Consider the following 7,343-nt stretch of genomic DNA (forward strand, 5'->3'; position numbering starts at 1 on the left):
AGATAAGCAAGGGTCCTTTGCGAAGCCTCGAAACGACAAAAGCCGCCCGAAGGCGGCTTTTGGTTCGCTGATACGAGCCGATGCTTATTCGGCGTTGGCCTCGCGGCTCGCGCGGCGGCGCTCGTGCTCCTTCAGATGACGCTTGCGCAAGCGGATCGACTGCGGCGTGACCTCGACGAGCTCGTCGTCGTCGATGAACTCGACCGCGTATTCCAGCGAGAGCTGGATCGGCGGCACGAGACGCACGGCTTCGTCGGTGCCCGACGCACGCACGTTGGTCAATTGCTTGCCCTTGATCGGATTCACGACGAGGTCGTTATCGCGGCTGTGGATGCCGATGATCATGCCTTCATAGAGCGCGTCGCCCGGCGACACGAACATGCGGCCGCGATCCTGCAGCTTCCACAGCGCATAGGCGACGGCGGCCCCGTCGTCCTGCGAGATCAGCACGCCGTTGCGGCGCTCGCCGACGGAGCCGTCCTTCACCGGCTGATACGAATCGAACGTGTGGCTCATCAGGCCCGTGCCGCGCGTGAGCGTCAGGAACTCGCTCTGGAAGCCGATCAGTCCGCGCGCCGAAATGCGGTACTCGAGACGCGTGCGGCCGCGGCCGTCGGAGGTCATGTCGAGCATTTCGCCCTTGCGGCGGCCAAGCTCTTCCATCACGCCGCCCTGGTGCGTGTCTTCGATATCGACCGTCAGGTTCTCGTACGGCTCGTGCTTCACGCCGTCAATCTCCTGCACCACCACGCGCGGACGCGACACCGCGAGCTCATAGCCTTCGCGGCGCATGTTCTCGACGAGAATCGTCAGGTGCAGCTCGCCGCGGCCCGACACTTCGAAGGTCGTTTCGTCGCCGGTGTCCTTCACGCGCAGCGCGACGTTGTGGTTGAGCTCCTTCATCAGACGGTCGCGGATCTGGCGGCTCGTCACGAACTTGCCTTCCTTGCCCGCGAGCGGCGACGAATTCACGAGGAAGTTCATCGTGAGCGTGGGTTCGTCGACGGTGATCATCGGCAGCGCATCGGGCTGCTCCGGCGCGCAGATCGTCACGCCGATGCCGATTTCCTCGATGCCGTTGATCAGCACGATATCGCCCGCCTGCGCTTCCTCGACCTGCACGCGCTCGAGGCCGTGGAACGACAGCACCTGATTGATCTTGCGATTGATGATCGCGCCGTCCGGACCCGAGCGCACGGCCACCGCCATGCCGGGGCGGATGCGCCCGCGCGCGACGCGGCCCACGCCGATGCGGCCGACGTACGAGTTGTAGTCGAGCGAGGTGATCTGCAGTTGCAGCGGGCCGTCCGGATCAGCCGGACGCACCGGCACGTGCTCCAGAATGGCCTCGAAGAGCGGGCGCATCGTGCCTTCGCGCGTTTCGGGGTCGAGGCTCGCATAGCCGTTCAGGCCCGAGGCGTAGACGATCGGGAAGTCGAGCTGCTCTTCGGTCGCGCCGAGCTTGTCGAAGAGATCGAAGGTCTGGTTGATTACCCAGTCGATGCGCGCGCCCGGACGGTCCACCTTGTTGATCACGACGATCGGCTTCAGGCCGAGCGCGAGCGCCTTCTTGGTGACGAAGCGCGTCTGCGGCATCGGACCTTCGACGGCGTCGACGAGCAGCAGCACGGAATCGACCATCGACAGCACGCGCTCCACTTCGCCGCCGAAGTCCGCGTGTCCCGGCGTGTCGACGATATTGATGTGCGTGCCTTCGTATTCGACGGCGCAGTTCTTCGCCAGAATCGTGATGCCGCGTTCCTTTTCGATGTCGTTCGAGTCCATGACCCGCTCGGCGACCTGTTGGTTTTCCCGGAACGTGCCCGACTGACGGAGCAACTGGTCGACGAGCGTGGTCTTGCCGTGGTCGACGTGGGCAATGATGGCGATATTGCGGAGGGCGCGAGTCATAGAAAGTATCTTGGTTGTGCGCCGTCGGAGCGAGCCTCCTCTGTGAGACTCCATGGCTCGGCAGCCCCTCTTGAACCATCATGCAGACGTGCATGAATTTGGCGGGCCCGGCGCGGTGAGAACCGAAAATTGTACCACGCATGGATGTCCGCATCCTGCAATAGGACCCAACCCGTAACGCCCGCGTGCGCGTCGCGCCGGCCGGTGACAATGATTGTTAAGCGTTTCTAGAAAAGATCCTTGCAGGCCTTGAAACACGCACTTATAATCATGCCTAGTCAACTATTGCAATCGCACAAATATTCCCATGAGCGACGCTCCGAAATCCGCGGCGATTGGCGACTACGTGCTCGCCGAGAGCGTCGGGTACCTGATGAGCCGGGTACGCTCCACCATGTGGAACATGGTCACGCAGCACACGACCTCCGAACTGGGCATCACCAGCACGCAGGCCAGCATCCTGTTCATGCTGGCGGTCGGCAAATGCCTGACCGCGGCCGACATTGCCCGCGAATACGGCATCGATGCGAGCGCGGTCACGCGGCTCATCGACCGGCTGGAGAAGCGCGGCCTTCTCTCGCGCGTGCGCAGCGAGGAGGACCGGCGCGTGGTGCGCCTGGCGCTCACGGACGAGGGCCAGGCGACGGCCGAAAAGATTCCGGCCATCTTCACGCGCGTGCTCGATCATCTGCTGGCGGGCTTCACGCCCGAGGAAGTCGGCTTCCTCAAGAGCATGCTCCGGCGCATCCTGGCGAACTCGTGCGATCCGTCCGTCGCCTCCTTGCTCGGCGGCAATGACAAGCCGGGTACGTCATTGCGATGACAAGCAAATTCGTCATCGCAGGTCTACAAAATGATTGCAACGTCCATCTTTAATTCTCATCTCAAGAGACGAGATATGAAACACCATTCCTTGTCCGCGCTTCGCGGCCCAAGCCGGGCGAAGAGCGTCGTCGTCGCAGCCGTGGCGGCGCTCGCGGTTGCGGGATGCGCGAACTACGCGGGCATTTCGAGCGACAAGAAGATTGCCGCACCCGAGAACTTCGAGAGCGCGCAGAGCGTGCCGGGACAAGGCGGCCAGTGGCCGGCGCTCGACTGGGCGAAGCAGTTCGGCGACCCGCAGTTGCCGCGACTGATCGACGAGGCGCTCGCGGACAATCCGACGCTCGCGCAGGCGCAGGCGCGCATCGCGAAGGCGTCGTCGTACATGGAGTCCTCGCGCTCGGCGCTCTACCCGAAGGTCAATGGCTCATATTCGTGGACCCGGGAGCTGTATTCGGCCAACGCCCTCTTCCCGCCCCCGTACGGCGGGACCTGGTACAGCGAGAATAACGTGCTCGCGAGCGCCTCGTGGGAACTGGATCTGTGGGGCAAGAACCGCGCGCGGCTGAACATGGCCGTCTCGCAGGAAAAGGCCGCCGAAGCCGAAATGCAGCAGTCGCGGGTGACGCTCGCGTCGTCGGTGGCGCGCACTTACAACCAGCTCGCGCTGCTCTACGCGCTGCGCGATGTCGCCGAGCGCGAGATCGCCAACCGTCAGGACGTGGGACGCATCACCAACGGACGCGTCACAGCGGGCCTCGACACCAACGTCGAGCGCCGCACGGCGGAAGGCAACGTCGCCACCAGCCAGACGAATCTTTCCGAGCTCGACGGCCAGATCGAAACCGTGCGCTATCAGCTGGCGGCGCTGCTCGGCAAGGGCCCGGATCGCGGCATGCAGATCGCCAAGCCGGCGATCGATCCGAAAGTCAACGTGACCTTGCCCGACAACGTGCCCGCCGATCTCATCTCGCGCCGCCCGGATATCGTCGCCGCGCGCTGGCAGGTCGAAGCCTCGACGCACAATATCAAGGAAGCGAAGGCCGAGTTCTTTCCGGACATCAATCTTGCGGCGGGCTTCGGCTTCGACGCGTTCGGCTGGAGCCGCTTCCTGCAATCGAGCAGCCGGCAGATCCAGGCGGGTCCGGCGGTGCATCTGCCGATCTTCGACGCGGGGGCCTTGCGCGCCCAACTGAAGGGCCGCTACGCCGATTTCGAGGGCGATGTCGCGAACTACAATCAGACGCTCATCAACGCGCTGAACGACGTCGCGACCAACATCTCGGCGATCCACGCACTCGACAGGCAGATGTCCGATGCGCAGCGCGCGCTCACGGCGGCGACGAGCGCCTACCAGCTGGCGGTGATCCGCTACAAGGCCGGCCTTTCGCCGCAATTGCAGGTGCTCAATGCCGACTCGAACCGCCTCGCGAACGAGCAAACGGTCACGAACCTGCGCCTGAAGCGCACCGATCTGCAGATCGCGCTGATCAAATCGCTGGGCGGCGGCTTCGACGCGACGAGCACCAATCTCGCGATCGACGGCAGCGGGCAGCGTGAGACGACGCAGGCAGCCAACACCGCTGATGCGGCCAACGCGGCCACGCCGTCGAAGTAAGCGCACACAAGAACACGCATCAAGGCCAAAACGGAATATTCGGAGTCTTTCATGAGCGACCCTCAACAAACCGCAGCCGCCGCGCCCGCGCCGAAGCAGAGCAACGGCAAACGCCGCCGGCTGATGACGCTGATCGTGCTCGTCATCATCATCGCCGCCGTCGCGTACGGGCTTTACTACTTCCTCGTCGCGCGCTTTCACGAGACGACCGACGACGCCTACGTGAACGGCAACGTCGTGCAGATCACGCCGCAGGTCGTGGGCACGGTAATCTCCGTGAACGCGGACGACACGCAGACCGTCAAGGTCGGCGATCCGCTCGTCGTGCTCGATCCGGCCGACTCCAAGGTCTCGCTCGACCAGGCCGAGGCGAATCTCGCGCAGACCGTGCGCCAGGTCCGCACGTTCTTCGTCAACAACAACCAGTACGAAGCGCAAATCGCACTGCGCAAGTCCGACCTGCAGCGCGCGCAGGACGACCTGCGCCGCCGCATGACCGTCGCGCAGACCGGCGCCGTATCGCAGGAAGAAATCTCGCACGCCCGCGATGCAGTGCGCGGCGCGCAGGCCTCGCTCGACGCCGCGGAGCAGGAGCTCGCGTCGAACCGCTCGCTCACGGCCAACACGACGATCGCGGATCACCCGAACGTGCTCGCCGCCGCCGCGAAGGTGCGTGACTCGTACATCAACTACGCGCGCAACACGCTGCCGGCGCCGGTCACGGGCTATGTCGCGAAGCGCTCGGTGCAGGTGGGCCAGCGCGTTTCGCCCGGCAATCCGCTGATGGCGATCGTGCCGCTCAACGCCGTGTGGGTGGACGCGAACTTCAAGGAAGTGCAGCTGAAGCACATGCGCATCGGCCAGCCGGTCGAGCTCACGGCCGATCTGTACGGCTCGGGCGTCGTGTTCCACGGCAAGGTGATCGGCTTCTCGGCCGGCACGGGCTCGGCGTTCTCGCTCCTGCCCGCGCAGAACGCGACCGGCAACTGGATCAAGGTCGTGCAGCGCCTGCCGGTGCGCATCGAGCTCGATCCGAAGGAACTGCAACAGCATCCGCTGCGGATCGGTCTTTCGATGAACGTCGACGTGACGATCAAGAACGAGGAAGGCGGCCAGCTCGGCCAGGCGCAGAACACGGTCTATCAGACCAACGTGTTCGACAAGTACGGCGCCGAAGCCGATCAGGAGATCGCGCGCATCATCCAGCAGAACGCCGGCACGGGCACGGGCTCGCAGAGCACGTCGCCGGCTGGCGGCCGTGGCGCGAAGTCCGCTTCCGCCGCGAAGCTGATGTAAGCACGCAGTAACCATGTCTCAGCAAAACGTCGTTCATCCGCCGCTTTCGGGCGCGAAGCTCGTCATCGGGACGATCGCCGTGTCGCTCGCGGTGTTCATGAACGTGCTCGACACGTCGATCGCGAACGTCTCGATTCCGTCGATTTCCGGCGATCTGGGCGTCTCGTCCGATCAGGGCACGTGGGTCATCACGTCGTTCGCGGTCGCCAACGCAATCTCGGTGCCGCTCACGGGCTGGCTCACGCAGCGCATCGGCCAGGTGCGGCTCTTCCTCGGCTCGATCATCCTGTTCGTGATCGCGTCGTGGCTGTGCGGCCTCGCGCCCACGCTGCCCTTCCTGCTCGCGGCGCGCGTGCTGCAAGGCGCGGTCGCCGGTCCGATGATCCCGCTCTCGCAGACGCTCCTGCTTGCGAGCTATCCGCGCGAAAAGGCGCCGATGGCGCTCTCGATGTGGTCGATGACCACGCTCATCGCGCCGGTCGCGGGCCCCGTGCTCGGCGGCTGGATCTCGGACAACATCTCGTGGCCGTGGATCTTCTACGTGAACATCCCGGTCGGCATCGCGGCGGCGATCGCCACATTCGCGATCTTCCGCGACCGCGACTCGGCGATCCGCAAGGCGCCGATCGACACCGTCGGTCTCGCGCTGCTCGTGATCTGGGTCGGCTCGCTGCAGATCATGCTCGACAAGGGCAAGGACCTCGACTGGTTCAACTCGACGACGATCGTCGTGCTCGCGCTGATCGCGGTGATCGCCTTTGCGTTCTTCATCGTGTGGGAGCTGACGGCGGAGCATCCGGTCGTGGATCTGTCGCTCTTCGAGCTGCGCAACTTCACGGGCGGAACGATCGCGCTGTCGATCGGCTACGGGCTCTACTTCGGCAACCTCGTGCTGCTGCCGCTGTGGCTCCAGACGGACATCGGCTATACGGCGACGAACGCCGGTCTCGTGATGGCGCCCGTGGGACTTTTCGCGATCCTGCTCTCGCCGATCACCGGCAAGTTCCTGCCGCGCACCGATCCGCGCCGCATCGCGACCGCCGCGTTCCTCGTGTTCGCGCTGTGCTTCTGGATGCGCTCGCGCTATACGACCGGCGTCGATACATGGGCGCTCACGGTGCCCACGCTGATCCAGGGCATCGGCATGGCGGGCTTCTTCATTCCGCTCGTGTCGATCACGCTGTCGGGCTTGCCGGGGCATCGCATTCCGGCGGCGTCCGGCTTGTCGAACTTCGTGCGGATCATGTGCGGCGGCATCGGCACGTCGATTTTCTCGACGGCCTGGGAGCATCGCTCGATCGTGCATCACGCGCAGCTGGTCGAGCAGGCCAATTCGTACAACCCGACCTTCGCGAACTCGATGCAGCAGATGGGGGCGCTCGGCTTCTCGCAGGAGCAGACCTACGGCTTCTTCAACAGCATGGCCACGCAGCAGGCGGCGCAGCTCGGCGTGAACGACATGTTCTACATCTCGGCGGGGATTTTCGTCGCGCTGATCGTGCTGATCTGGATCACGCGGCCCGAACGCTCGGGCGGCGGCGATTCCGCGGCGGCGGCATCTGCGGCGCACTGATCGCGTTACCGCTCGCAGGAAGACAAGAGCCCGGAATCTCCGGGCTCTTTTTTATGGTTCATCGAGCTTTTCCGGGGAACGCGGCGCGGATCTTGAGGAAGAAGTATTCCTCGTCGCGATACC

Annotated in this window: 5 protein-coding genes; 4 read left to right on the forward strand and 1 reads right to left on the reverse strand. The window is 64.6% G+C overall.

From position 1 onward, the window contains the following. Positions 1-84: 84 nt before the first annotated feature. A complete protein-coding gene (gene typA, locus AWB83_RS24360) occupies positions 85-1,911 on the reverse strand; it encodes a translational GTPase TypA (protein WP_087048173.1) in 1,827 nt (608 codons plus the stop codon). Between the two features lie 307 nt (positions 1,912-2,218). Between typA and AWB83_RS24365 the strand changes: the two genes are divergently transcribed. From AWB83_RS24365 to AWB83_RS24380, 4 genes are all read left to right on the forward strand, one after another. After that, positions 2,219-2,734 carry a MarR family winged helix-turn-helix transcriptional regulator gene (locus AWB83_RS24365; protein ID WP_087048174.1) on the forward strand — a complete coding sequence of 172 codons (516 nt, stop codon included), beginning with the start codon at positions 2,219-2,221 and terminating at the stop codon, positions 2,732-2,734. A gap of 75 nt (positions 2,735-2,809) precedes the next feature. Then, a complete protein-coding gene (locus tag AWB83_RS24370; protein WP_087048175.1) occupies positions 2,810-4,351 on the forward strand; it encodes an efflux transporter outer membrane subunit in 1,542 nt (513 codons plus the stop codon). 51 nt (positions 4,352-4,402) lie between these two features. Continuing rightward, positions 4,403-5,647, forward strand: a complete 1,245-nt coding sequence (locus AWB83_RS24375; protein WP_087048176.1) for an HlyD family secretion protein — start codon at positions 4,403-4,405, stop codon at positions 5,645-5,647. A gap of 13 nt (positions 5,648-5,660) precedes the next feature. After that, on the forward strand, positions 5,661-7,220 hold the full coding sequence (locus tag AWB83_RS24380) for a DHA2 family efflux MFS transporter permease subunit (protein ID WP_087048177.1): 1,560 nt from the start codon (positions 5,661-5,663) through the stop codon (positions 7,218-7,220). Positions 7,221-7,343: the final 123 nt, after the last annotated feature.

It is taken from the genome of Caballeronia ptereochthonis, assembly GCF_001545075.1.
Taxonomy (GTDB): Bacteria; Pseudomonadota; Gammaproteobacteria; order Burkholderiales; family Burkholderiaceae; genus Caballeronia; species Caballeronia ptereochthonis.

Excerpts from the sequence above, each read along its gene's own strand:
- AWB83_RS24380 (WP_087048177.1), top strand. The coding sequence starts at position 5,661 with ATGTCTCAGCAAAACGTCGTTCATCCGCCGCTTTCGGGCGCGAAGCTC.
- AWB83_RS24370 (WP_087048175.1), top strand. The coding sequence starts at position 2,810 with ATGAAACACCATTCCTTGTCCGCGCTTCGCGGCCCAAGCCGGGCGAAG.
- AWB83_RS24375 (WP_087048176.1), top strand. The coding sequence starts at position 4,403 with ATGAGCGACCCTCAACAAACCGCAGCCGCCGCGCCCGCGCCGAAGCAG.
- typA (WP_087048173.1), bottom strand. The coding sequence starts at position 1,911 with ATGACTCGCGCCCTCCGCAATATCGCCATCATTGCCCACGTCGACCAC.
- AWB83_RS24365 (WP_087048174.1), top strand. The coding sequence starts at position 2,219 with ATGAGCGACGCTCCGAAATCCGCGGCGATTGGCGACTACGTGCTCGCC.